This is a genomic window from Streptomyces sp. XH2, from assembly GCF_049725035.1.
Lineage (GTDB): Bacteria > Actinomycetota > Actinomycetes > Streptomycetales > Streptomycetaceae > Streptomyces > Streptomyces roseoverticillatus.
This window is the reverse complement of record NZ_JBMMMZ010000023.1, coordinates 1-21,486: the sequence shown is the minus strand read 5'-3', so window position 1 is coordinate 21,486 and position 21,486 is coordinate 1. Positions and strand designations below refer to the sequence as shown.

Sequence of the window (21,486 nt, the reverse complement as noted above, 5' to 3'; positions counted from 1 at the left end):
GGGCGCGGGGCCGCGACACGGACCTGGATTCTCCCCCCAGCGGCGAGCAACCCCCACCGGGGTCTGGGGGTCCCCCAGCGGTAGCCGGGGGAGGCGCCCGCCCCGCAGCAAGCCCGTATCTGACAACCCCGCCGGACGGCGGCTAGGTTCCGCCTCATGGAACCGCACGTCTCCCAAGGCATCACCGTGGCCCAGGCCCTGGAACTGCCCACCCTGCGGAAGGGTCTCCCCGAGGTGCTCGCCGCAGGCGACCGGCTCGACCGGTCCGTCCGCTGGGTGCACGCCGGCGAGGCCCCGAACATCGCCGCCCTGCTGAAGGGCGGTGAGCTCCTGCTGACGACGGGCCTGGGAGTGGGCAGCCGCCCCGCCGAGCAGCGCGCCTTCGTCCGGGGGCTGGCCGAGCGGGGCATCGCGGCGCTGGTCGTGGAGCTGGGCGCGCGGTTCGCGACGCTGCCGGCCGCGGTGGTGGACGCGGCCCGCTCGTGCGGGCTGCCGCTGGTGCAGCTGCACCGGGAGGTGCCGTTCGTCGCGGTGACGGAGGAGATCCACACCGAGCTCGTCAACGAGCACTACGCCCTGCTGCGGCGCGCCGAGGAGGTGCACCGGCGCTGCACGGAGGTGCTGCTGGGCGGCGGCGGGGTGCCGGAGGTGCTGCGGCTGTTCGCGGGCTTCGCGGGCAATCCCGTGTTCCTGGAGACCCCGGACGGGCGGCTGCTGTACGCGGCGGGGCCGGAGGGCTCTGCGGGCGGTACGGATCCGCTGCAGGTGTGGGAGAGGCTGCGGCCGCAGGCGGGCCGGCCGGCCGGGGCCGTGGTCACCGACGTTCCGGGGCACGGGCCGGGGCCGGGCGCCGTGCGGGCCCGGCTGGCCGTGCTGCCGGTGGACGCGCCGCTGGCGCCCGTGCACCGGATCGCGGCGGAGCGTACGGCCGGGCTGCTGGCGGTGGTCCTGCTGCAGGCGCGGCAGGAGGAGGAGCTGGCGGCGCGCGGCCGCGGCGACTTCCTGGCCGATCTGGCCGAGGGCCGGGTGGCGGCGGCCGAGGCGCCGGCGCAGGCGCGGGTGCTGGGCTTCCGGCCCGGTTCCGGTCCGCTGCTGCCCCTGGTGATGCGGCCGGCCACGGACCTGGCTCCGGCGGAGGGCCGGGCGGCGCTGGCCTGCGCGGTGCAGGAGGAGCTGGCCGGGGTGGGGGTGCCCGTGCTGCTGGGCGTCCGGCTGCCGGAGGGCCGGGTTCCGTTGCTGGTGGGCCTGCGGGACGCGGCGGAGCGGGCCGCGGTGGCCGGCCGGGTGGCGGCGGCGCTGCGGGCGGGTGCGGAGCGGGCGGGGTTCCCGGCGCCCGTCGTGGTGGCCGGCGCGCCGGCGACGTGGGAGACGGCGGGCGCGGAGCTGCGGCACGCGGCCGAGGCGGCGACCGCCGCCCAGGGGCTGCCGGACCGGCCCTGGCACGACGTGCGGCGGCTCGACGTCGACGTGCTGCTGTGGCGGCTGCGCTCCCAGGGCGATCTGGCGGCGTTCGTCGACCGGGTGCTCGGCCCGCTGATCGCGCACGACGCCGCCGCGCGGCCGGCGCTGCTGCCCACGCTCACCGCGTACCTCGCGCACGCGGGCCGCAAGGCGGAGACCGCGCGCGAGCTCCACCTCAACCGGCAGACGCTCTACGACCGGCTGGCCCGGATCGGGCGGCTGCTGGGCGTGGACCTGGAGGATCCGGAGACGGTCCTGTCGCTGGGCCTGGCGCTGCGCGCCCGACGTCACACGGAATGGATTTGACCTGCGCAGATGCACCGGGCTCTACTCGAACAGTGACCGGTATGAACGAAAATGACGCTGCGGGCGGCGGCGCCGTGGCGGGCCGCGAGGACCTGCGGGCGGACTGCGGCAGCTGCTTCGCGCTGTGCTGCGTCGCGCTGCCGTTCGTGGCCTCGGCGGACTTCGCCGCGAGCAAGGACGCCGGGAAGCCGTGCGGCAACCTGCGGCAGGACTTCCGCTGCGGCATCCACACCGGGCTGCGGAAGAAGGGCTACTCCGGCTGCACCGTCTACGACTGCCAGGGCGCGGGGCAGAAGGTCTCCCAGGTCACCTTCGGCGGGCGCGACTGGCGGCAGGACCCGGGGACGGCCCGGCAGATGTTCGCCGTCTACCCCGTCATGCGGCAGCTGCACGAGCTGCTCTGGTACCTGGCCGAGGCCCTCGCCCTGCCGGCCGCCCGGCAGCTGCACGCCGAGATCCGCCGCGTGCACGACGCCGTCGAGCGGCTGACCCACGAGAGCCCCGAGGCGATCCTGGAGGTGAACGTGGCGGTGCGCCGGCAGGAGGTCGGTGAGCTGCTGCAGCGCACCAGCGAGCTCGTACGGGCGCAGGTCCCGGGCAAGAAGAAGAACCGGCGCGGGGCCGACCTCATGGGGGCGAGGCTGCGCGGCGCGAACCTCCGGGGCGCCCAGCTGCGCGGGGCCTACCTGATCGCCGCCGACCTGAGCGGGGCGGACCTGCGGACGGCCGACCTCCTCGGGGCCGACCTGCGCGACGCGGACCTGAGCGGCGCCGACCTCACCGGAAGCGTCTTCCTCACCCAGGCGCAGCTCAACGCGGCGCGGGGCGACGCGCGCACGAAGCTGCCGGCGGGGCTGAGCCGCCCGGCGCACTGGGGGGTAGCGGCCCCTAGCGGTTCGTGACCAGCTCGTCGTAGACGCTCAGGACGTGGGCGACCGTGTCGTCCTCCGTGGGCCAGGTGGCCGCCTGGGCGCGGCCGGCCGCGGTGAGCTCGGCACGACGGGCGGGATCGGCCAGCAGACGGCTCACCGCCCCGGCGAGGGCGGCGGAATCCCCGTACGGGACGAGCTCGGCCGCGGCGCCGACGAGGTCGGGGACGCCGCCGACCGCGGTCGCGACCAGGGGGACGCCCGCGTGCAGCGCCTCCTGGGCGAGCAGGGAACGGGCCTCCCAGCGGCTCGGCATGATCGCGACGTCGGCCGTGGCGAGCAGCGCGGGCACGTCGTCGCGGCGGCCGATCAGACGGACCGGCAGGCCCTCGTCCTCGATGCGGCGCTGCAGCAGCGGGCGCTTCGACCCCTCGCCCGCGACGACCAGCAGCGGCTCGGGATCGAGCTCGCGCCACGCGCGGGCCGCGTCCAGCAGCGGGCCGTGCCCCTGGCCCGGCTCCAGGCGGCCCGCGGTGACCAGCAACGGGCGGGCCACCGCGCCCAGTTCGGCGCGGGTCTTGTCCTTCGGCTCGTCCTCGTCGTCGTCCGCGGCCCGGCGCGGGGCGGGCACGGCCGCGGGGGCCAGCCGGGCGTCCCGCGCGCCGCGCGTCCGGGCCCGGTCGACCAGCTCCGACGTCACCCCGAGGACGACGGCCGCGGCACGGGCCGCGCGCCGCTCCATCAGCCGTACGAACCGACCGCGGGCGCCTTCCACGGGCCGCGTCGTGTGCCAGGTGACCACCAGGGGAGTGCTGCGGCCGCGCAGCGCCAGGGCCGCGAGGACGGCGGAGCGCAGGCCGTGCGCGTGCACGACGTCGGCGCCGGCGCCGGCCGCGCGGATGCCGGCCACGGCCAGGGCGTCCGGCCACGACCACAGCGGGGCGAAGGCCGCGCCCGCGGCCGTGAACCCGTACCCCTCGCCCGTCGGCTGCGGGGCGCACACGGTGACCCGAACGCCGCGCGCCACCAGGCCGGCCGCCAGCGACCGCACGTGCGCGCCGCTGCCGGCTCCCCCGCTGCCCAGCACTTGCACCGCGTGCAGGGGCGGTCGCCCTTGGGGTGCGGGTGTACTGCTCACGCGGGGAGGACTCCTGATTCGGCGTCGGCAACGGCATCGGCAATCGGCGTCGGAGAGGGCGTACGGCGCAGTGCTGCCGCCCAGGATGCCAGCGCCCGCCGGCATCACGGGACCACCGTCTCGCGGGTTGAGCGCCCTACCTCGCCCGCACATCCGCGGATTCACTCACATAGGTGATTTCTCGCGTCCATGGCGAGGGCCGTGCCCACCAGTGCGGCGGCGTGCAGGGCGAGCCCGGCACGGCCGTTGCCGACCGCGACGGCGAGCCCGAGGCCCGCGCCGAGCGCGTGGGCGCCGGTGTCTCCGAGCATGGTCCGCTCGGCGAGATCGTCCGCGATCAGCGCGGCCGCGGCGCCCATCGGGGCGGCCGCGAGGGGTGCGGAGCCGCGGCGGGCGAGCCCCGGCGCGGCCAGGGCGAGCACGGCTCCGGCCGCCCGTCCCGGCCTGACGTCCAGCAGGTTGACGAGGTGCGCGGACCCGGCGATCACCACCGCGGCGAGCGCCTTGTCGAGCGGCCGCTCCTTGACGACCGCCCCCGCGGCGCAAGCGGCCGCCCCGATGCCGATGAGCTTCACGGCACCACTGGTGACCTCACCCCGCCGCAGGGCCCCCAGGTGTGCCCGGAAACCCCGCCGGGGATCCCCGGCCCCCGCGAAGTCGTCGTAGGCCCCGCACGCCGCGGCGGCGACCACGGTCAGGGCACCGGCCGCCCGGGCGCGCGGCGGCAGCCCGGCGGCCGCGGCCAGGGCGAGGGCGGTGCCGGCGGCCGCGGCGGGGCCGGCGTGGAGGTGGACGGTGCGGCCGGCGTGATTGGTGCGCTCCCATACGGCGCCCCGGCCGCTGCGCCTCCGTGCGGCCTCGTAAACCCCGCGCGCCACGGCGGCCCCGCAGAGCGCCGCCTTCCCGACTGCCCTCGAAGTGATCATGGCCCGACCCTACGACTCCCTGCCGAGGGGCTTGCCGCCCCCCACGCCCGGCCGACCCGGCACCGCCGGACACGCCGCGGGGGTCACTCACCACGGCGGCGGAAGGACCCGCCAGCACCGCAGCACGGGTAAGCACGCCGAACGGAATGCGCTCACCCCCACCGCTCAGCCCGGCACCGCCGGACACGCCGTGGGGGTCGCTCAGCGCGGCGGCGGAAGGCAGATGCCGGCCGCTCTCACCTCGCCGCAACGGCGATCGACCACAACGCCGCAACCCGGCGAGGCCGAACCGAAACACGCCACCCCGCCAAAGACGACCCCGCGGCGCCGAACGGCCCCACACCCCCGAGGAAGGCCCGACCGCCCGGTCACTCTCACCTCGCCGCAACGGCGATCAACCACGACGCCGGAGCCCGGCGAGGCCGGGCCGGGCTCGGTCCGTACGGCCCGCGCACCCGCGCCGGAGGCGCCCCGTACCGCCTACGCGCCCCCGCCGGAGGCGCCCCGCGCCGTGGCGAGGAGTTCTTCCGCGTGGGCGCGGGCCAGTTCGGAGTCTTCCTGGCCCGCCAGCATGCGGGAGAGCTCGCGGATGCGGTCCTCGCCCTCCATGGCCTGGACGCCGCTGCGCGTCACCGATCCCTCGTGGGTCTTCTCCACCACCAGGTGCCGGTCGGCGAAGGCCGCCACCTGCGGAAGGTGGGTGACCACCACGACCTGGGCCGTGCGCGCGAGCCGCGCGAGGCGGCGGCCGACCTCGACGGCCGCCTTGCCGCCGACGCCCGCGTCCACCTCGTCGAAGAGGTACGTCGGGACGGGGGCGGAGCCCGCGAAGACGACCTCGACGGCGAGCATGACGCGCGAGAGCTCACCGCCGGAGGCGCCCTTGGCGATGGGCCGGGGGACCGCCCCGGGGTGGGGGGCGAGGAGGAGCTCGACCTCGTCCGCGCCGTGCGGGCCGTAGGCGACGGCGCGGCCACCGACCTCGATGCCGCTCTCCGCCTCGCTCTCCGCCACCTCGGTCTGGCGGATCGAGAAGCTGACGCGGGCGTGCGGCATGGCCAGCTCGGCGAGTTCGGCGGTGACCGCTTCGGCGAACCGCTCCGCGGCCTCGGCCCGCGCGTCGCTCACGGCCTGGGCGAGGCCGCCCAGCTCGGCGCGGAGCGCGTCCCGTTCGGCGGTGAGTTCCCCGATCCGCTCGTCGTCGCCGTCGAGCTCGCCGAGCCGCGCGGCGCCCTGTTCGGCCCAGGCGAGCACTTCGGCGATGTCCTGCCCGTACTTGCGCGTGAGCTGCGTGAGCGCGGCGCGCCGCTCTTCCACGGCGGCGAGCCGCAGCGGGTCGGCGTCGAGGTCGGAGGCGTACCCGGCGAGTTCCCCGGCGACGTCGGACAGCAGGATGCCGATCTCGCCGATGCGGTCGGCGAGGGCGGCGAGCGCCGGGTCGTGGGACCGCACGGCTTCCACGGCGCGGTGCGCGCCGGCGACGAGCGTGGCGGCGTCGATGCCTTCGGGGTCCTCCGGATTGCCCGCGAGCGCGGCGTGCGCGGCGGTGGCGGCGGAGGCGAGGGACTCCGCGTGCCCGAGCCGCTCCGCCTCGGCGGCGAGCTCGGCGTCCTCGCCGGGGAGCGGCTCGACGGCGGCGACCTCGTCCAGCCCGAACCGCAGCAGGTCGGCTTCCTGGGCGCGCTCGCGGGCCCGCGTGGTCAGCTCGGCGAGCCCGGCGGTGACGGCGCGCAGCCGGCGGTAGGCGTCGGCGTACTTGGCGAGGGGCGCGGCCACCGCGTCGCCCGCGTACCGGTCGAGGGCCTGCCGCTGCCGCGCGGGCCGCAGGAGCCCCTGCTGGTCGGTCTGCCCGTGGACGGCGACGAGGTCGTCCGCGAGCTCGCCGAGGAGCCCGACGGGCACGCTGCGCCCGCCCAGGTGCGCCCGGGAGCGCCCCTCGGCGGAGAGGGTGCGGCTGACGAGCAGGGTGCCGTCGTCCAGTTCGGCGCCCGCTTCCTCGGCCCGCAGCGCCACGGGCGACGCGGGGTCGACGGCGAGCCGCCCCTCGACGACCGCGGACCGGGCCCCCATCCGCACCAGCGCGGGGTCGGCCCGGCCGCCGAGCAGCAGACCGAGGCTGGTGACGACCATGGTCTTGCCCGCGCCGGTCTCGCCGGTCACCGCGGTGAAACCTGGCGACAGCTCGACGACGGCGTCGTCAATGACGCCCAAGGACCGGATCCGCATCTCCTCCAACACGGATACGACCATACGAGGTTCCGGGGCCCCCTCGCGACGGCCACCCCCACCGACCCCCCTGGGGGAATCCCCACCACCGTTCCGGGTGATCTCCCCATGGCCCCGGGGGACCCCGGAGGAGGAGTCTGATGGCGCCCGCAAAGCCCTTCCCTGCCCCATGAGGTCGGTATGCCCGTTCGTCCCTGTTCCTCCCGTGCCGCCGCGCTCCTCCTCGCCGCGGCGGTGGCCGTGACCACCGCCGCCGGCACGGCGAGCGCGGTCGCCCACGGCCCCCGCCCGGCAGCGCCCGCGGCGCTCGACGGCGTGTGGCGCATGGACGGCTACGGCACGGTCGCGGTCGTCGAGGACGGCGGCCGCAAGCTGCGCACGTACGAGACCACGGCGGTCAGCTGCCTGCCCGGTGCCCTCACCGCCGCCCGTACGGACCCCTCCGGCCCCTTCCGGCAGGACGGCGAGGCCGCCCTCACGGTGACCCCGCAGGGGCGCGACACGGCGCGGCTGGCGTTCGGCGACAACGTGGGCCACCGCACGCTGCGCCGCATCCCCGCGCTGCCGTCCGGCTGCGAGAGCGCCTCCGCCCCGGACCCGCACGCGGATCCGCGGAAGGTCTTCGACACGTTCTGGCAGACCTACGCCGAGAACTACCCGTTCTTCGCCGCCCGGCACGTCGACTGGAACGCCGTCCGCGACCGCTACCGCCCCCGGATCACCGCCGGCACGAGCAAGCCCGAGCTGTTCCGCATCCTGTCGGACATGATCCGGCCGCTCCACGACGGGCACACCGGACTGGTCGACCCGGACGACCCCGCCGGCTACTTCTCCGGGCACCGCCAGGACACCGTCATTCCCGACGCGACGGCGCGGGCCCGGATCGACCAGGCCGTCGCCGGCAGCGTCACGAAGGCAGGCGCCGGCCTGCAGCGCTCCTGGGCCGGCGGAAAGATCACCTACGCGGAGCTCCCCGGCCGGACGGGCTTCCTCCGTATCACCGCGTTCCTGGGCTACGGCCAGGGCAACGACTACGAGGCCGACAAGGCCGCGCTGCACGCCGCCCTCGACGAGGTCTTCACCGCCGCCCGCACCACCGGCCCGGACGCCCTGCGCGGCCTCGTCCTCGACCTGCGCCTCAACGGCGGCGGCTCGGACCGCCTCGCCCTGGACGTGGCCGAACGGCTGACCGCCCGGCCGTACACGGCCTACCTCAAGCACGCACGCGACGACGCCCGCGACCCCCGCCGGTTCACCCCGGCCGAGCCGGTCCGGGTCACCCCGCACGACGGCCCGGTCTACACCGGCCCGCTGACGGTACTCACCGGCCGGCTCACCATGAGCGCGGGCGAGACGCTCACGCAGGCGCTGCTGCAGCGCGGCCCGAAGCCCACGCTCATCGGCGAGAACACGCAGGGCCTGTTCTCGGACCGGCTCATGCGCACCCTGCCGAACGGCTGGCAGTTCTGGCTCCCGAACGAGGAGTTCCTGAGCGCGAAGGACGGCCGGACGACGTACGACGGCACGGGCATAGCCCCGGACGTCCGCGCGCCCGTCTTCGCCGAGGAGGACCTCACGACCGGGAACGACCCGGCCCTGACGAAGGCACTGGAACTCCTGCGGGCCGCGAAGCGCTGAAACCCCCGCGGCACGGCACCGCCGGTCACCTGCGTCGTGGTGATGCGCCGTTGCGGCGGCGGCAATGTCCGCCGCCACGGCGCGCAACCCCCGGCAACCCGGCCGGCGGTGCCGGGCCGCCCTCAGCCCGAGGGCACCGGAGCCCCGCCGGGAACGCTAGTGCGGCGCCCCGCGCCACCCCGCCACCGGCAGCGCGAACTTCGCCACCAGCCGGTCCGTGAAGGACGCGTGGTGCAGCCGGGCCAGCCGCACCGGGACCGCTCCCCGCCGCACCTCCACCCGCGCTCCCGCGGGCAGTTCCACCGTCCGGCGGCCGTCGCACCACAGGACCCCGTTCGGGGTCTGCGGCTGGACCTCGACCGCCAGGACCGAGTCCGGCGCGGTCACCAGCGGCTTGGCGAACAGCGCGTGGGCGCTGATCGGCACCATCAGCAGCGCCTCGACCTCGGGCCAGACCACGGGCCCGCCCGCCGAGAAGGCGTAGGCCGTGGAGCCGGTCGGGGTCGCGCACACGACGCCGTCGCCGCCGAAGCGGGAGACGGGGCGCCCGTCGACCTCGGTGACGACCTCCAGGAGCCGTTCCCGCGCGGCCTTCTCCACGGACGCCTCGTTGAGCGCCCAGTCGGTGTGCACGACGTGCCCGTCGGTCAGGACGGCGACGTCGAGCGTCATGCGCTCCTCGACCTCGTAGGCCCGGGTGACGACCCGGTCCACGACCTTGTCGAGGTCGTCCCGCTCCGCCTCGGCGAGGAAGCCGACGCGGCCGAGGTTGACGCCGAGCATGGGCACGCCGGAGCGGCGCGCGAACTCGGCGCCGCGCAGCAGCGTGCCGTCGCCGCCGAGGACGACGAGGAGTTCGCAGCCCTCCAGGACGTCCGGCCGGCCCGGGCCCGCCTCGACCAGCTCGACCTCGGACGGCAGCGGCAGGTCGGCCGCCTCCTCGGCGAGGACCCGTACGCCGATCCCGCACCGCAGCAGTCCCTGGACCACGAGTTCGGCGCTGCGGATGGCCGCCGGGCGGCCCGTGTGCGCGAGCAGGAAGACGGTGCGTCCGCCTTCGGCGGCCGCCTCCCGCTCCCCCGCCCCTGTTGTTGCTGTTGTCGCCTGTGATGCTGCTTCTGAAGTCGTCAACGCGGCCCCTCCGCCACTGCACGGTCAACGTCCGCCGGGTCCAGTTCGGGCGCTCCGGCTCGCAGCCACAGAAAGTACTCGACGTTGCCCGAGGGACCGGGCAGCGGGCTGGCGGTCACGCCGAGCACGCCCAGTCCCAGTTCGGCGGCGCGGGCGGCGACGCCGCGCACGGCCTCGGCCCGCAGCTGGGTGCTGCGCACGACGCCGCCGCTGCCGAGCCGCTCCTTGCCGACCTCGAACTGCGGCTTGACCATGAGCACCAGGTCGGCGTCGGGCGCGGCGCAGCGCACGAGGGCGGGCAGCACCAGGCCGAGCGGGATGAAGGACAGGTCGCCGACGATCAGGTCGACGGGGATGTCGTCGATCTGCTCCAGCGTGAGCTCGCGGACGTTGGTGCGGTCCTTCACGGTGACCCGCTCGTCGCTCTGCAGCGACCACGCGAGCTGCCCGTAGCCGACGTCGGCGGCGACGACGTGCGCGGCGCCGGCGCGCAGCAGGACGTCGGTGAACCCGCCCGTGGACGCCCCCGCGTCGAGGGCGCGGCGGCCCTCGACCTTCAGCCCGCGCGGCACGAAGGCGGCGAGCGCGCCGGCGAGCTTGTGACCGCCGCGGGAGACGTAGTCGGGGTCGCTCTCGTCCTGGGTGACGACGATCGCGGCGCTGAGCTCGACCTGGGTGGCCGCCTTGGTCGCGACGGTGCCGCCGACGGTCACCCGGCCCGCCGCGATGAGCTGGCTCGCGTGCTCGCGGGAGCGGGCGAGTTTACGGCGCACGAGCTCGGCGTCGAGTCGGCTGCGTCGCGGGCGGGTCACTGCCACGGGTGGTTCAGCTCCTGTTGTCGTACGAAGCGGGAGCGCCCGGAGCGGCGGGTGCCCCGGACGGGCCGGGGCCCCGGTCGAGCGCGCTCAGCGCGTCCCGCAGGCCCCGGTGTACATCCTCGTACACCTCCAGGTGGCCGCTCACGGCGAGGTGGTCGGCGTCGGCCAGCCGGACGAGCTGCGCGTCGACGGCGGGGTCGCCGGCCGGAGTGCGGGCGACCCCGATCGGCTGCGGCCCGGGCCCGTCCGGCCCCTCGGCCTCGCCCGGCTCCGGATCCACCGGAGTCTGCGCGGGAGTCATCGCATCGCTCATGGCCCCGACGCTACCCCGGAACGGCGCCTGTGCGGCGTACGCGGCCCGCTGCGGTACCGTCCCTGGTGATGGCGACGATCGAGGAGTGCCGCGCCGCACTCGACAGACTGGCGGAGAACCTCGCGGGAGCGAAGGGCGAGCTCCGTGACGCGGCCGCGCCCGACCGCTCGCTCAGCTGCCACATCACCGATCTCGACGTGACCTTCACCGGCCACCTCGTGGGCGGGCACATCCAGGACGTGGAGACGCGGCCGGGCACGCCCGAACGGCGGGAGGAGATCGCCCTGACGATGTCGGGCGACGACCTGGTGGCCCTGGTGGACGGGCGGCTGAACTTCGCGAAGGCGTGGGCCGCCGGCCGGGTCAGGGTCCAGGCGAGCCTGCGCGACGTCCTGCGGCTGCGGTCGCTCCTGTAGCTCCCGCCGGCCCCTGCGGCACGCCGGCCGCTGCGGCCCACGGGCCCCGGTCACTTCTGCGGCGCGAAGACCCTGGCCTTGCGCGCGGCCGGCACCACCAGCGGCGTCCCCGTCTCCGGGTCGTCGATGACCTGGCACCGCAGCCCGAACACCCGCTCCACGAGCCCGGCGGTGACGACGTCCCCCGGCGCGCCCTCCGCGACGACCTCGCCGTCGCGCATGGCGATCAGGTGGGTGGCGTAGCGGGCGGCGTGGTTGAGGTCGTGGAGGACGGCGACGAGGGTGCGGCCCTGCTCCTCGTGGAGCTGGGCGCACAGGTCGAGGACCTCGATCTGGTGCTGGATGTCCAGGTACGTGGTGGGCTCGTCCAGCAGGAGCAGCGGGGTCTGCTGGGCGAGGGCCATGGCGATCCAGACCCGCTGGCGCTGGCCGCCGGAGAGTTCGTCGACGTGCCGGTCGGCGAGGGCGTCGACGCCGGTGGCGGCCATGGACTCGGTGACGATCCGCTCGTCCTCGCGCGACCACTGGCGCAGCAGGCCCTGATGGGGGTAGCGGCCGCGGGCGACGAGGTCGCCGACGGTGATGCCGTCGGGCGCTGTGGAGGACTGCGGGAGCAGCCCGAGCGTGCGGGCGACCCGCTTCGCCGGGTACGAGCCGATGGCGGCGCCGTCGAGCAGGACGGAGCCGGCGGCCGGCTTGAGCATGCGGGCGAGGGCGCGCAGCAGCGTGGACTTGCCGCAGGCGTTGGGGCCGACGATGACGGTGAACGACCGGTCGGGGATCGCGACCGAGAGGTTCTCGGCGATGACGCGCTGGTCGTAGGCGAGCGTGACGGATTCGGCCGTCAGTCGGCTCATGGTGCGGTCTCCTTGCTGAAGGGTCGTCGTACTCGTACCGGGCCGGGGCCGCCCGGCTGCGCCCCGTCCATCACACCCGCCCCGCCTTCCGCTCCGTGAACAGCAGCCACAGCAGATAGCAGCCGCCGAACATCCCGGTGAGCGCTCCGACGGGCAGCTTGTCGGCCCCGAAGAGCCGCTGCGATGCCCAGTCGGCGCCGACGAGCAGGGCCGCGCCCATGGCCGCGGCGGCGAAGAGGCCCGGCCCGGCGGCGCGGGTCAGCCGGCGGGCGAGCTGCGGCGCGGCGAGCGCCACGAAGCCGATGGGACCGGCGGCGGCCGTGGCGGCTGCGGTGAGCAGCACCGCGGAGGCCATGACCACGAGCCGGGTCCGCTCGGCCCGTACGCCGAGGGCGTACGCGGCGTCGTCGCCCATCTCCAGCATCCGCAGCGCGCGCCCGTGCCCGAGGACGAGGGGGAAGAGGACGGCGGCCGCGATGAGCAGGGGCCGCACCTGTTCCCAGTCGCGGCCGTTGAGGGAGCCGACCATCCAGATCATGGAGCGGGTGGCGTCGACGAGGTCGGCCTTGGTCATCAGGTAGTCGCGCAGGCCGGTGAGGACGGCGGCGGCGCCGATGCCGACGAGGACGAGCCGGTAGCCGTTGATGCCCTTCTTCCAGGCCAGGAGGTAGACGGCGAGGCCGGTGACGACGCCGCCCGCCACGGCTCCGGCGGCCACGGCGAACGGGTCGCCGTGGAAGAGGACGATGACGACGAGCGCGCCGGCCGCGGAGCCCTGGCCGAAGCCGATGACGTCCGGGCTGCCCAGCGGGTTGCGGGAGACGGACTGGAAGACGGCGCCGGCCAGGCCGAGGCAGCCGCCGGCGAGGAGGCCGACGAGGACCCGCGGCAGCCGCAGGTCGTGGACGATCACGTCCTGGGCGGGGGTGCCGCCGCCGGTGAGCGTGCGGACGACGTCGGCGGGCGACATGGGGAAGTCGCCGGTGCCGATGAGGGCCACGGACGCGGCTGCGGCGAGGGCCAGGAGCAGCAGGACGACGAGGACGGCGCGGGAGTCGACGCGCAGGGAGAGGCCACCGCCGGTACGGACGGTTCGTGTACGGATGGTTCGTGTACGGGCGGTTCGTACGGTTCGTGGGGACGGGCTCACTGCTGGGCCACCCTCCGGCGCCGTACGAGGTGGATGAAGACGGGTCCGCCGATGACGGCGGTCACGATGCCGGCCTGGAGTTCGCCGGGCCGGGTGACGACCCGTCCGAGGACGTCCGCGCCGAGCAGCAGCACGGGCGACAGGACGGCCGCGTACGGCAGGATCCAGCGCTGGTCGGGGCCGGTGAGGGCGCGCACGAGGTGCGGCACGATCAGGCCGATGAAGACGATGGGCCCGCACGCGGCGGTCGCGGCGCCGCACAGCAGGGTGACGGCGGTCAGCGCGAGGACGCGGGTGCGGGCGGGGCGGGTGCCGAGGGCGCGGGCGCTGTCGTCGCCGAGGGCCATGGCGTTCAGCGGCCGGGCGAGCGCGAGGGCGAGCAGGGTGCCGGCGGCGATGAAGGGCAGGACCTGCCGGATGACGTCCGCGTCGGCGGAGGCGAGCGAGCCGACGGTCCAGAAGCGCATCCGGTCGAGTGCGGCGGAGTCCATCAGCTGGACGGAGTTGACGTAGCCGTAGAGCGCGTACGTCACGGCGGTGCCGGCGAGCGCGAGCCGGACGGGCGTGGCGCCCCGGCTGCCGCCGAGCACGTGGACGACGGCGGCGACGACGGCCGCGCCGAGGAGCGCGAACCACACGTAGTCGCCGGCCGAGCTGACGCCGAGGAAGGTGATGGCGGATACGACGGCCGCCGCTGCGCCCGCGTTGACGCCGAGGATGCCCGGTTCGGCGAGCGGGTTGCGGGTGAGGGCCTGCATCACGGCGCCGGAGAGCCCGAGGGCGGCGCCGGCGAGCAGGCCGAGCAGGGTGCGGGGCAGGCGGACGTCGCGCACGATGACGTCGGCCTCGCCGTGCGAGGTGTGGAACAGCCCGTGCCAGACCGCCTCCAGCGGCAGCGGTTTGGCGCCGATGGCGACGCTCGCGATCGCGACGAGCAGCAGCAGGCCGGTCGCCGCGAGCAGGCCGACGGCCCGGGCGGCATTCCGTTTACGGCTTGCCGGGGGTATCTGCGGCGGCCGCGGAGCGGCGGCCGCCGGGGGCTCGGGGGGACTGTCAACCAACACAGATCTTAGGTTAGCCTACCCTTAACTCCCCCCGTTCTTGCCTCATTCTTGAGAGAAGCGCACCACCATGAGCACCCCCCGCACCCTCCGCAACTCCCGCGCCTCCTTCTTGTCCCGCCGCGGCCTGCTGGCCGCAGGCGGCGCCCTCGGGGCCGGCGCCCTCCTGACGGCCTGCGGCGGCGGCTCGAAGGGCTCCGCGGACGGGGACTCAGATTCCGCTTCCGGCCCGTGGACGTTCAAGGACGACCGCGGCGAGACCGCCAAGGCCTCCCGCACCCCCAAGAAGGTCGTCGCCTTCACCGGAACCGCCGCCGCCCTCCACGACTTCGGCGCCGAGTGCACCGCCGTCTTCGGCCCGACCGTCCTCAAGGACGGCAAGCCCGACCCCCAGGCCGGCGACCTCGACGTCGCCAAGCTGACCGTCCTCGGCAACGCCTGGGGCGAGTTCAACGTCGAGAAGTACGCCGCCCTCTCCCCCGAACTGCTCGTCACCAACATGATCCAGGGCACGGAGCTCTGGTACGTGCCGGACGAGAGCAAGAAGAAGATCCTCGGCTTCGCCCCCAGCGTCGGCATCAACGTCTCCAAGGTGTCCCTCACCCACGTCATCGGGCGCTACGCCGAACTCGCCGCCTCCCTCGGCGCCGACCTCGGGGCGAAGCGGGTCACCGACGCCAAGGCCCGCTTCGAGAAGGCCTCCGAGACCCTCCGCAAGGCCGCGCAGGCCAACAAGGGCCTCAAGGTCCTCGCCGCCTCCGGCTCCGCCGACCTGCTCTACGTCTCCGACCCCGCCGTCTACGCCGACCTCACCTACTTCACGTCCCTCGGCATCGACTTCGTCGTCCCCGGCAAGGTCACCGGCGGCTTCTTCGAGAGCCTCAGCTGGGAGAACGCCGGCAAGTACCCCGCGGACCTGATCCTCCTCGACAACCGCACCTCCGCCCTCCAGCCCAAGGACCTCGCCGCCAAGCCCACCTGGGCCGGGCTGCCCGCCGTCAAGGCCGGCCAGATCAGCCCCTGGCTCAGCGAGCCGCGCTACTCCTACGCCGGGTGCGCACCGCTCGTCGAGGCCCTCGCCGAAGCCGTCCAGAAGGCCAAGAAGGTCGCCTGACACCTGACAAGCGAAGCCGCACGACGAGCGAAAGGGGAACACCCCGCATGGCCGGCACCACCACCCTCCCGTACCGCTTCTTCGACCTGGAGGTCCTCCGCACCGAGCGGATCAGCCCCGCGATGATGCGGGTCACCTTCGGCGGCGAGGAGCTCCGCGACGTCGTCGCCGGCGGCCGCGACCAGCGCTTCAAGCTGTTCCTGCCGCAGCCCGGCCAGGACGCGCCCGTGCTGCCCGCCGCCCGCGACGAGACCTGGTTCACCGAGTGGCGGGCCCAGGACCCGGCCGTACGGGCCTTCATGCGCACCTACACCGTGCGGGACATGCGCCACGGCCGGGACGGCGCGGCCCCGGCCGAGATGGACGTCGACTTCGCCGTCCACGGCGACGCGAACGGGCACGGCGGCCCCGCCACGAACTGGGCCCAGGCCGCCCGCCCCGGCGACCGCGTCACCGTCCTCGCCCCCGTCGTCGAGGACAACGGCGGCGTCGACTTCCAGCCGCCCGCGGACACGGACTGGGTCCTGGTCACCGCCGACGAGACCGCGCTGCCGGCCGTCGCCGGCATCCTCGCCTGGCTCCCGGCCGGCACCCCCGCCAGGATCTGGATCGAGGTCCCCCACGCGGAGGACGTCCAGGACCTGCCCACCGAGGCCGACGCCGAGATCACCTGGCTCGTACGGGGCGCGGCCGAGCCGGTCCTGAGCGCCGTCCGCGCCGCGGACCTCCCCGCCAGCAAGCCCTACGCCTGGCTCGCCGGCGAATCCGGCACGGTCCGCGGCCTCCGCCGCCACCTGGTCAACGACCGCGGCCTGGACCGCCGCACGGTGACGTTCACGGGCTACTGGCGCCGGGGAGCGACGGAGGAGGACCTCCTGGCGGAACTGACCTGATCCGTCGACGGCCCACCGTCATCCAGTGGGCTGGGCACAGCTCAGCCCGTCCCGGCACCAACTCAGCCCGTCCGGCGTTTGAGGACGAGCGCGTTCAACGCGATACGGGGGTCCGGGGGCTTGCCCCCGGTTACGGGAAGGGGCGGGTAGGGGAAAGACCCACCCGCCCCCAGCCACGTCACAGCCCGAGCAGAGCCACCGCCTTGGCGGAGTCCCGCGCACACACACCGGGCCCCGCCGCCGTCCACGCCGCAGCGCACAGCGCCCGCAACCCGTCCAGCGGATCCCCCTCACCCTCCAGGGCAAGCGCGCCACCATCGACGGAAGCCGTCCACCCCCCGCACCGGAACCCGTCCCCGGCGGCACCAACCTCCGGCTGCGACACGAGCAGCCCCCGCAGATCCGCCGCCACGAACGTCGGCCGGTGCTCCGGCCGCGCAGCAATCACCTGCGCGGCCGTGGTCACACCGGTCAGCACCAGCAGCGAGTCCACCCCGCCCACGTGCGCGCCCTCGATGTCCGTGTCGAGCCGGTCGCCGACGACCAGCGGCCGCTCGGCCCCCGTCCGCAGCACCGTCTCCCGGTGCATCGGCGGCTGCGGCTTGCCCGCCACCTGCGGCGTGGCGCCCGTGGTTATCCGGACGACCTCCACGGCCGAGCCGTTGCCCGGGGCGATACCGCGCCCGCTGGGGATCGTCAGGTCCGTGTTGGACGCGAACCACGGCACGCCGGCCGCCACCGCGTAGGACGCCTCCATGAGCCGCGACCACGGCATGTCCGGGCCGCCGTAGCCCTGCGCGACGGCAGCGGGGTCGTCGTCCGCCGAGTCCACCGGCACGAGCCCGCGCTCCTGCAGCGCCACCCGCAGCCCCTCGGCGCCGATCACCAGCACCCGGGACCCGGCGGGCACCTGCTCGGAGATCAGCCGCGCCACGGCCTGGGCCGAGTTGATCACGTCGGAGGGCTCGGCCGGGACGCCCAGCCGGGTCAGGTGGGCGGCCACGGTCTCGGGGGTGCGTGCGGCGTTGTTCGTCACGTAGGCGAGGTGCATCCCGCCCTCGCGGGCCGCCCCCAGCGAATCGACGGCGTGCGCGATGGCCTCGCCGCCCGCGTACACCACGCCGTCGAGGTCGAGCAGCGCCGTGTCGTAGGCCTCGCCGAGGGGCCGCTCACTGCCGTCGGGCCGCGTCCGGACGGTCTGATTCATCCTGTACTCGCTCCTTGTGCTGTACGTCTCTTCCACGATCATTGCTCACGGGGCCATGAGACATAACATTTCCTTATGAGCACTCCAGGCCGAGCAGGGAAAGCAGGGCAAGGACTTCAACTCGCCCCCTTCCGAGGGCTGCGCTATGTCCCGGAGCGGGTCGGCAGCATCGCCGCCGTCACCTCGCCACCGTACGACGTCGTCGTGCGGCCCGACGGGTTGCGTCACCTGGAGACCGCCGACCCGCACAACATCGTCCGGCTGATCCTCCCCCAGGCCGCGAGCGCCGCCGACCGGCACCGGCTGGCCGCGGAGACGCTGCGCCGCTGGCAGGACGAGCAGGTCCTCGCCGCCGATCCGGAGCCCGCGCTGTACGTGTACGAGCAGCGGGGCGGCGGCATCCTGCAGCGGGGTCTCATCGGCGCACTGCGCCTCAGCCCCCGTGAGGAGGGCGTCGTCCTCCCCCACGAGGACGTCATGCCGCACATCGTCGAGGACCGCGCGGCCCTCATGCGCGGCACGGGAGCCAACCTCGAACCGCTGCTCTTCTCCTACCGGGGCAACGGCAGCACGACAGGCGCGGCGGCCGTCATCGACCGCGTCACCGCGACCCCGCCGCTGCTGTCCACCACGACCGACGACGGCTACGCGCACCGCCTGTGGTCCGTCACCGACCCGGACGACCTCGAACAGATCGGCAAGGACCTCTCGCAGCAGCACGCCCTCATCGCCGACGGCCACCACCGCTGGGCGACGTACCTGCGGCTGCGCGCCGAGCAGCCCGCGCCCGGCCCCTGGGACTTCGGCCTCGTGCTGCTGGTGGACACCGCCCGCTACCCGCTGCGCGTACGGGCCATCCACCGTCTGCTGCACCGGCTGCCGGTCTCCGAGGCGCTGGCCGCCGTCGAGGGCGTCTTCCGCGTCCGCACCGTCGACGGCCCCCTGCCGGCGGCGCTCGACGCGCTGGCGGAGGCGTCCGAGGAGCCGGGCAACGCCTTCGTCCTGGCCGGCGACGGCCGCTTCCACCTCCTCGACCGCCCGGACCCGGCCCTGCTGGCCCGCCTGGTCCCGGCGGACCGCCCGGAGGCCTGGCGGAGTCTGGACGCCACGGTCCTGCACTCGGTCCTCCTGGAGCACGTCTGGCAGGTGCCGGACGACCCGGAGCACATCGGCTACATCCACGAGACGGCCGCGGCCGTGAAGCAGGCCGAGCGGCACGGCGGCACGGCCGTGCTGATGCACCCGGTCAAGGAGGACGTGGTCCGGGAGCTGGCGGAACAGGGCGTGACCATGCCGCGCAAGTCCACCTCGTTCGGCCCCAAGCCGGCGACGGGTCTGGTGCTGCGGAGCCTGGCCCTGAACTGAGGCGAACCACGAAGACGAAGAGGGCGCCACCCCGGTACGGGATGGCGCCCTCTTCGCCGTTACGTCAGCGGTCAGCTCTTGTCGTCGTCCGCCTTGGGGGCCTCGACGGGCTCCTCGGCGGGCTTCTCAGCGGACTCGGTGGCCTCGGCCGCGGCCTTGGCCTCGGTCTCGGTCTCAACCTTGACCTCGGCCTCGGCCTCGGGCGCGGTCTCCTCGGCGGCCTCATCGTCGTCGGACTCCACCAGGGCGTCCGTGAACTCGACGCCGTCGAGCTCCGCGAGGCGGTCGGAGGCGTCCGTCTGGCCGCCCTGGTCCGCTTCGAGGGCCTTGGCGAACCACTCGCGGGCCTCGCTCTCGCGGCCGACCTCCAGCAGCGCGTCGGCGTACGCGTAGCGCAGGCGCGCGGTCCACGGCTGGACCGAGTTGGAGGCCAGCTCGGGGCTCTGCAGCGTCACGACGGCGGCGTCGGCCTGGCCCATGTCCTTGCGGGCACCGGCGGCGACCAGGCGCATCTCGACCTGGCCGGCCTTGTCGAGCTTGTTGACCTCGGGCTCGCCGGCCATGGCCAGCGCGCGCTCGGGGCGGCCCATGCCGCGCTCGCAGTCGGCCATCACGGGCCAGAGCTCGACGGAGCCGGTCATGCGGCGGGCCGCACGGAACTCGGCGAGGGCCTCGGAGTACTTGCCCGTGGCGTACGAGGCGAAGCCGGCGGCCTCGCGGACGGCGGCGACGCGCGAGGCGAGACGCAGCGCGATCCGGGAGTAGGCGTAGGCCTGCTCCGGGTCCTCGTCGAGCAGGTTGGCGACCATGACGAGGTTGCGGGCGACCTCTTCGGCCAGGCCCTTCGGCAGGCTCATGAGCTCCTGCCGCACGTCCGCGTCGATCTCGTCGCCGGTGACGTCGTCGGGGATCGGCAGGCGCTTCACCGGCTCGCGGTCGCTGCGGTCCCGGTCGCGGTCGTCGCGGCGCCCGTAGCCGCCGGAGCGGTCGTCACGGCCGCCGCGGTAGCCGCCGCCCTGGCGGTCGTCACGGAACGAACGGCGGGGACCGCGGTCGTCGCGACCGCCGCGGTAGCCACCGCGGTCGTCGTCGCGACGGGGGCCGCGGTCGTCGCGACGGTCGTCACGGCGGAAACCGCCACGGTCGTCGTCGCGACGCGGGCCGCGGTCGTCACGGCGGTCGTCACGGCGGAAGCCACCGCGGTCGTCGTCGCGACGGAAGGACGGACGGTCGTCACGACGCTCATCGCGACCGCCACGGAAACCACCGCGGTCATCGTCGCGACGGGGGCCACGGTCGTAGCCGCCGCGGTCGTCGCGGCGCGGGCCACGGTCATCGCGACGGTCGTCGCGACGGAAGCCACCGCGGTCGTCGTCGCGACGCGGGCCGCGGTCGTCACGGCGGTCGTCACGGCGGAAAGAGGGACGGTCGTCGCGACGGAAGCCGCCACGGTCGTCGTCGCGGCGCGGCGCGCGGTCGTCACGGCGGAAGGACGGGCGGTCGTCACGACGCTCGTCACGGCCACCGCGGAAGCCACCGCGGTCGTCGTCACGACGCGGGGCACGGTCGTCACGCGGGAAGGACGGGCGGTCGTCACGGCCACCACGGAAGCCGCCGCCGCGGGGGCGGTCGTAGCCGCCGCGGTCGTCGCGGCGCGGGCCGCGGTCATCGCGACGCTCGTCGCGGCCGCCACGGAAGCCACCGCGGTCGTCGTCGCGGCGCGGCGCGCGGTCGTCACGGCGGAAGGACGGGCGGTCGTCACGACGCTCGTCACGGCCGCCACGGAAACCACCGCGGTCGTCATCGCGGCGCGGGCCGCGGTCGTCACGGCGGTCGTCACGGCGGAAGCCACCGCGGTCGTCGTCGCGACGGAAGGACGGACGGTCGTCACGGCGGCCGAAGCCGCCACCGGTCGGGCGCCCGCCGCGGTCGTCGTCGCGGCGCGGGCCGCGGTCGTCGCGACGCTCGTCACGGCGGAAACCGCCGCGGTCGTCATCGCGACGGAAAGAGGGGCGGTCGTCACGGCGGCCGAAGTCACCGCCGGCCGGGCGTCCACCGCGGTCGTCACGGCGCGGGCCACCGCGTCGGTCGTCGCGGCGGAAACCGCCGCGGTCGCCACCCGAACGATCGTCGGGGTAGTTGGTGGGCATCGACGTGACTCCTGTCTTCAGGTACCGCAGTCATTCTCGCGCAGCCGGACGGCCGGCGCGCTTCGGCAGAAAATAAAAAAGGACCCTTGGTCCCAGCGTGAACGCTGGGACCAAGGGTCCTTGAAGTATTGTTCGGCGGCGTCCTACTCTCCCACACGGTCCCCCATGCAGTACCATCGGCGCTGAAAGGCTTAGCTTCCGGGTTCGGAATGTTACCGGGCGTTTCCCTAACGCTATGACCACCGAAACCCTATCGGTTTCGAGCGAACAAGCACACTCTTCAATTAAGTGGTTCTGCTCAAACCAGCAACTGTTCGTTGCTTCAGAACTAACACAGTGGACGCGAGCAACTGAGGACAAGCCCTCGGCCTATTAGTACCAGTCAGCTCCAACCGTTACCGGTCTTCCACACCTGGCCTATCAACCCAGTCGTCTACTGGGAGCCTT

19 protein-coding genes and 2 rRNA genes are annotated in these 21,486 nt (G+C 74.9%); 7 read left to right on the top strand and 14 right to left on the bottom strand.

Going from position 1 to position 21,486, the window contains the following annotated elements; translation table 11 throughout:
• The first annotated feature begins 156 nt into the window (after positions 1–156).
• Positions 157–1,767: a PucR family transcriptional regulator gene (locus tag ACOTKD_RS35455; RefSeq protein ID WP_424893101.1), complete on the top strand. Its 1,611-nt coding sequence runs from the start codon at positions 157–159 to the stop codon at positions 1,765–1,767.
• Between the two features lie 41 nt (positions 1,768–1,808).
• Positions 1,809–2,669, top strand: coding sequence for a pentapeptide repeat-containing protein (locus tag ACOTKD_RS35450; RefSeq protein WP_424893100.1), 861 nt, complete (start codon positions 1,809–1,811; stop codon positions 2,667–2,669).
• Here the strand turns inward: ACOTKD_RS35450 and ACOTKD_RS35445 are convergent.
• The 3 genes from ACOTKD_RS35445 to recN form a co-directional block, all read right to left on the bottom strand.
• Positions 2,656–3,774 carry a glycosyltransferase family 4 protein gene (locus tag ACOTKD_RS35445; RefSeq protein WP_424893099.1) on the bottom strand — a complete coding sequence of 373 codons (1,119 nt, stop codon included), beginning with the start codon at positions 3,772–3,774 and terminating at the stop codon, positions 2,656–2,658. The two genes, ACOTKD_RS35450 and ACOTKD_RS35445, sit on opposite strands and share 14 nt — an antisense overlap.
• Before the next feature lie 161 nt (positions 3,775–3,935).
• The gene (locus tag ACOTKD_RS35440; RefSeq protein ID WP_424893098.1) at positions 3,936–4,700 is read right to left on the bottom strand and encodes a hypothetical protein; all 765 of its coding nucleotides are present in this window, start codon (positions 4,698–4,700) and stop codon (positions 3,936–3,938) included.
• A gap of 480 nt (positions 4,701–5,180) precedes the next feature.
• Positions 5,181–6,950, bottom strand: coding sequence for a DNA repair protein RecN (gene recN / locus ACOTKD_RS35435; RefSeq protein ID WP_424893097.1), 1,770 nt, complete (start codon positions 6,948–6,950; stop codon positions 5,181–5,183).
• A 156-nt stretch (positions 6,951–7,106) separates the two neighbouring features.
• Here recN and ACOTKD_RS35430 point away from each other — a divergent pair, with 156 nt between their 5' ends.
• The gene (locus ACOTKD_RS35430; protein WP_424893096.1) at positions 7,107–8,564 is read left to right on the top strand and encodes a S41 family peptidase; all 1,458 of its coding nucleotides are present in this window, start codon (positions 7,107–7,109) and stop codon (positions 8,562–8,564) included.
• Positions 8,565–8,720: 156 nt separating this feature from the next.
• Here the strand turns inward: ACOTKD_RS35430 and ACOTKD_RS35425 are convergent, their stop codons facing one another.
• The 3 genes from ACOTKD_RS35425 to ACOTKD_RS35415 are packed head-to-tail and all read right to left on the bottom strand — an operon-like array spanning position 8,721 to position 10,826.
• Positions 8,721–9,695 (bottom strand): NAD kinase, encoded by a 975-nt coding sequence (locus ACOTKD_RS35425; protein ID WP_424893095.1) that lies wholly within the window; start codon positions 9,693–9,695, stop codon positions 8,721–8,723.
• Entirely contained in the window at positions 9,692–10,507 is an 816-nt protein-coding gene (locus ACOTKD_RS35420; RefSeq protein WP_106681408.1) for a TlyA family RNA methyltransferase, read from the bottom strand. Before ACOTKD_RS35420 ends, ACOTKD_RS35425 begins: the two co-directional genes overlap by 4 nt.
• A gap of 13 nt (positions 10,508–10,520) precedes the next feature.
• Positions 10,521–10,826: a hypothetical protein gene (locus tag ACOTKD_RS35415; protein ID WP_424893094.1), complete on the bottom strand. Its 306-nt coding sequence runs from the start codon at positions 10,824–10,826 to the stop codon at positions 10,521–10,523.
• A 68-nt stretch (positions 10,827–10,894) separates the two neighbouring features.
• On the opposite strand from ACOTKD_RS35415, the gene ACOTKD_RS35410 reads away from it, so the two are divergent.
• Positions 10,895–11,242, top strand: a complete 348-nt coding sequence (locus ACOTKD_RS35410) for a sterol-binding protein (protein WP_030369499.1) — start codon at positions 10,895–10,897, stop codon at positions 11,240–11,242.
• A 50-nt stretch (positions 11,243–11,292) separates the two neighbouring features.
• Here ACOTKD_RS35410 and ACOTKD_RS35405 read toward each other — a convergent pair whose 3' ends face one another.
• The 3 genes from ACOTKD_RS35405 to ACOTKD_RS35395 all read right to left on the bottom strand — a co-directional run bounded on the left by ACOTKD_RS35405 (position 11,293) and on the right by ACOTKD_RS35395 (position 14,313).
• Positions 11,293–12,099: an ABC transporter ATP-binding protein gene (locus ACOTKD_RS35405; RefSeq protein ID WP_424893093.1), complete on the bottom strand. Its 807-nt coding sequence runs from the start codon at positions 12,097–12,099 to the stop codon at positions 11,293–11,295.
• Positions 12,100–12,169: 70 nt separating this feature from the next.
• Positions 12,170–13,249: a FecCD family ABC transporter permease gene (locus ACOTKD_RS35400; RefSeq protein ID WP_424893092.1), complete on the bottom strand. Its 1,080-nt coding sequence runs from the start codon at positions 13,247–13,249 to the stop codon at positions 12,170–12,172.
• A complete protein-coding gene (locus tag ACOTKD_RS35395; RefSeq protein WP_424893091.1) occupies positions 13,246–14,313 on the bottom strand; it encodes an iron chelate uptake ABC transporter family permease subunit in 1,068 nt (355 codons plus the stop codon). The genes ACOTKD_RS35400 and ACOTKD_RS35395 overlap by 4 nt, the downstream gene beginning before the upstream one ends.
• A gap of 67 nt (positions 14,314–14,380) precedes the next feature.
• Here ACOTKD_RS35395 and ACOTKD_RS35390 point away from each other — a divergent pair, with 67 nt between their 5' ends.
• On the top strand, positions 14,381–15,424 hold the full coding sequence (locus ACOTKD_RS35390) for an ABC transporter substrate-binding protein (protein ID WP_424893090.1): 1,044 nt from the start codon (positions 14,381–14,383) through the stop codon (positions 15,422–15,424).
• 47 nt (positions 15,425–15,471) lie between these two features.
• Positions 15,472–16,317, top strand: a complete 846-nt coding sequence (locus ACOTKD_RS35385; RefSeq protein WP_424893089.1) for a siderophore-interacting protein — start codon at positions 15,472–15,474, stop codon at positions 16,315–16,317.
• A 178-nt stretch (positions 16,318–16,495) separates the two neighbouring features.
• Here ACOTKD_RS35385 and ACOTKD_RS35380 read toward each other — a convergent pair whose 3' ends face one another.
• Complete coding sequence (locus tag ACOTKD_RS35380) at positions 16,496–17,524, bottom strand: HAD-IIA family hydrolase (RefSeq protein WP_424893088.1); 1,029 nt, start codon at positions 17,522–17,524, stop codon at positions 16,496–16,498.
• Positions 17,525–17,599: 75 nt separating this feature from the next.
• Between ACOTKD_RS35380 and ACOTKD_RS35375 the strand changes: the two genes are divergently transcribed.
• The gene (locus tag ACOTKD_RS35375) at positions 17,600–18,889 is read left to right on the top strand and encodes a DUF1015 domain-containing protein (RefSeq protein ID WP_424893087.1); all 1,290 of its coding nucleotides are present in this window, start codon (positions 17,600–17,602) and stop codon (positions 18,887–18,889) included.
• Positions 18,890–18,960: 71 nt separating this feature from the next.
• On the opposite strand, the gene ACOTKD_RS35370 is transcribed toward ACOTKD_RS35375, so the two are convergent.
• The 4 genes from ACOTKD_RS35370 to ACOTKD_RS35355 all read right to left on the bottom strand — a co-directional run.
• Entirely contained in the window at positions 18,961–19,761 is an 801-nt protein-coding gene (locus tag ACOTKD_RS35370) for a hypothetical protein (protein ID WP_424893157.1), read from the bottom strand.
• Between the two features lie 50 nt (positions 19,762–19,811).
• Positions 19,812–21,008, bottom strand: coding sequence for a hypothetical protein (locus ACOTKD_RS35365; protein ID WP_424893086.1), 1,197 nt, complete (start codon positions 21,006–21,008; stop codon positions 19,812–19,814).
• A 161-nt stretch (positions 21,009–21,169) separates the two neighbouring features.
• Positions 21,170–21,286, bottom strand: a 5S ribosomal RNA gene (rrf, locus tag ACOTKD_RS35360).
• A 105-nt stretch (positions 21,287–21,391) separates the two neighbouring features.
• Positions 21,392–21,486: ribosomal RNA gene (locus ACOTKD_RS35355) — 23S ribosomal RNA — on the bottom strand; the annotation flags it as partial.

Coding starts and splice junctions, on each gene's coding strand:
- ACOTKD_RS35415 (WP_424893094.1), bottom strand. CDS start 10,826: ATGAGCGATGCGATGACTCCCGCGCAGACTCCGGTGGATCCGGAGCCG.
- ACOTKD_RS35405 (WP_424893093.1), bottom strand. CDS start 12,099: ATGAGCCGACTGACGGCCGAATCCGTCACGCTCGCCTACGACCAGCGC.
- ACOTKD_RS35410 (WP_030369499.1), top strand. CDS start 10,895: ATGGCGACGATCGAGGAGTGCCGCGCCGCACTCGACAGACTGGCGGAG.
- ACOTKD_RS35455 (WP_424893101.1), top strand. CDS start 157: ATGGAACCGCACGTCTCCCAAGGCATCACCGTGGCCCAGGCCCTGGAA.
- ACOTKD_RS35380 (WP_424893088.1), bottom strand. CDS start 17,524: ATGAATCAGACCGTCCGGACGCGGCCCGACGGCAGTGAGCGGCCCCTC.
- ACOTKD_RS35385 (WP_424893089.1), top strand. CDS start 15,472: ATGGCCGGCACCACCACCCTCCCGTACCGCTTCTTCGACCTGGAGGTC.
- ACOTKD_RS35430 (WP_424893096.1), top strand. CDS start 7,107: ATGCCCGTTCGTCCCTGTTCCTCCCGTGCCGCCGCGCTCCTCCTCGCC.
- ACOTKD_RS35440 (WP_424893098.1), bottom strand. CDS start 4,700: ATGATCACTTCGAGGGCAGTCGGGAAGGCGGCGCTCTGCGGGGCCGCC.
- ACOTKD_RS35450 (WP_424893100.1), top strand. CDS start 1,809: ATGAACGAAAATGACGCTGCGGGCGGCGGCGCCGTGGCGGGCCGCGAG.
- recN (WP_424893097.1), bottom strand. CDS start 6,950: ATGGTCGTATCCGTGTTGGAGGAGATGCGGATCCGGTCCTTGGGCGTC.
- ACOTKD_RS35375 (WP_424893087.1), top strand. CDS start 17,600: ATGAGCACTCCAGGCCGAGCAGGGAAAGCAGGGCAAGGACTTCAACTC.
- ACOTKD_RS35390 (WP_424893090.1), top strand. CDS start 14,381: ATGAGCACCCCCCGCACCCTCCGCAACTCCCGCGCCTCCTTCTTGTCC.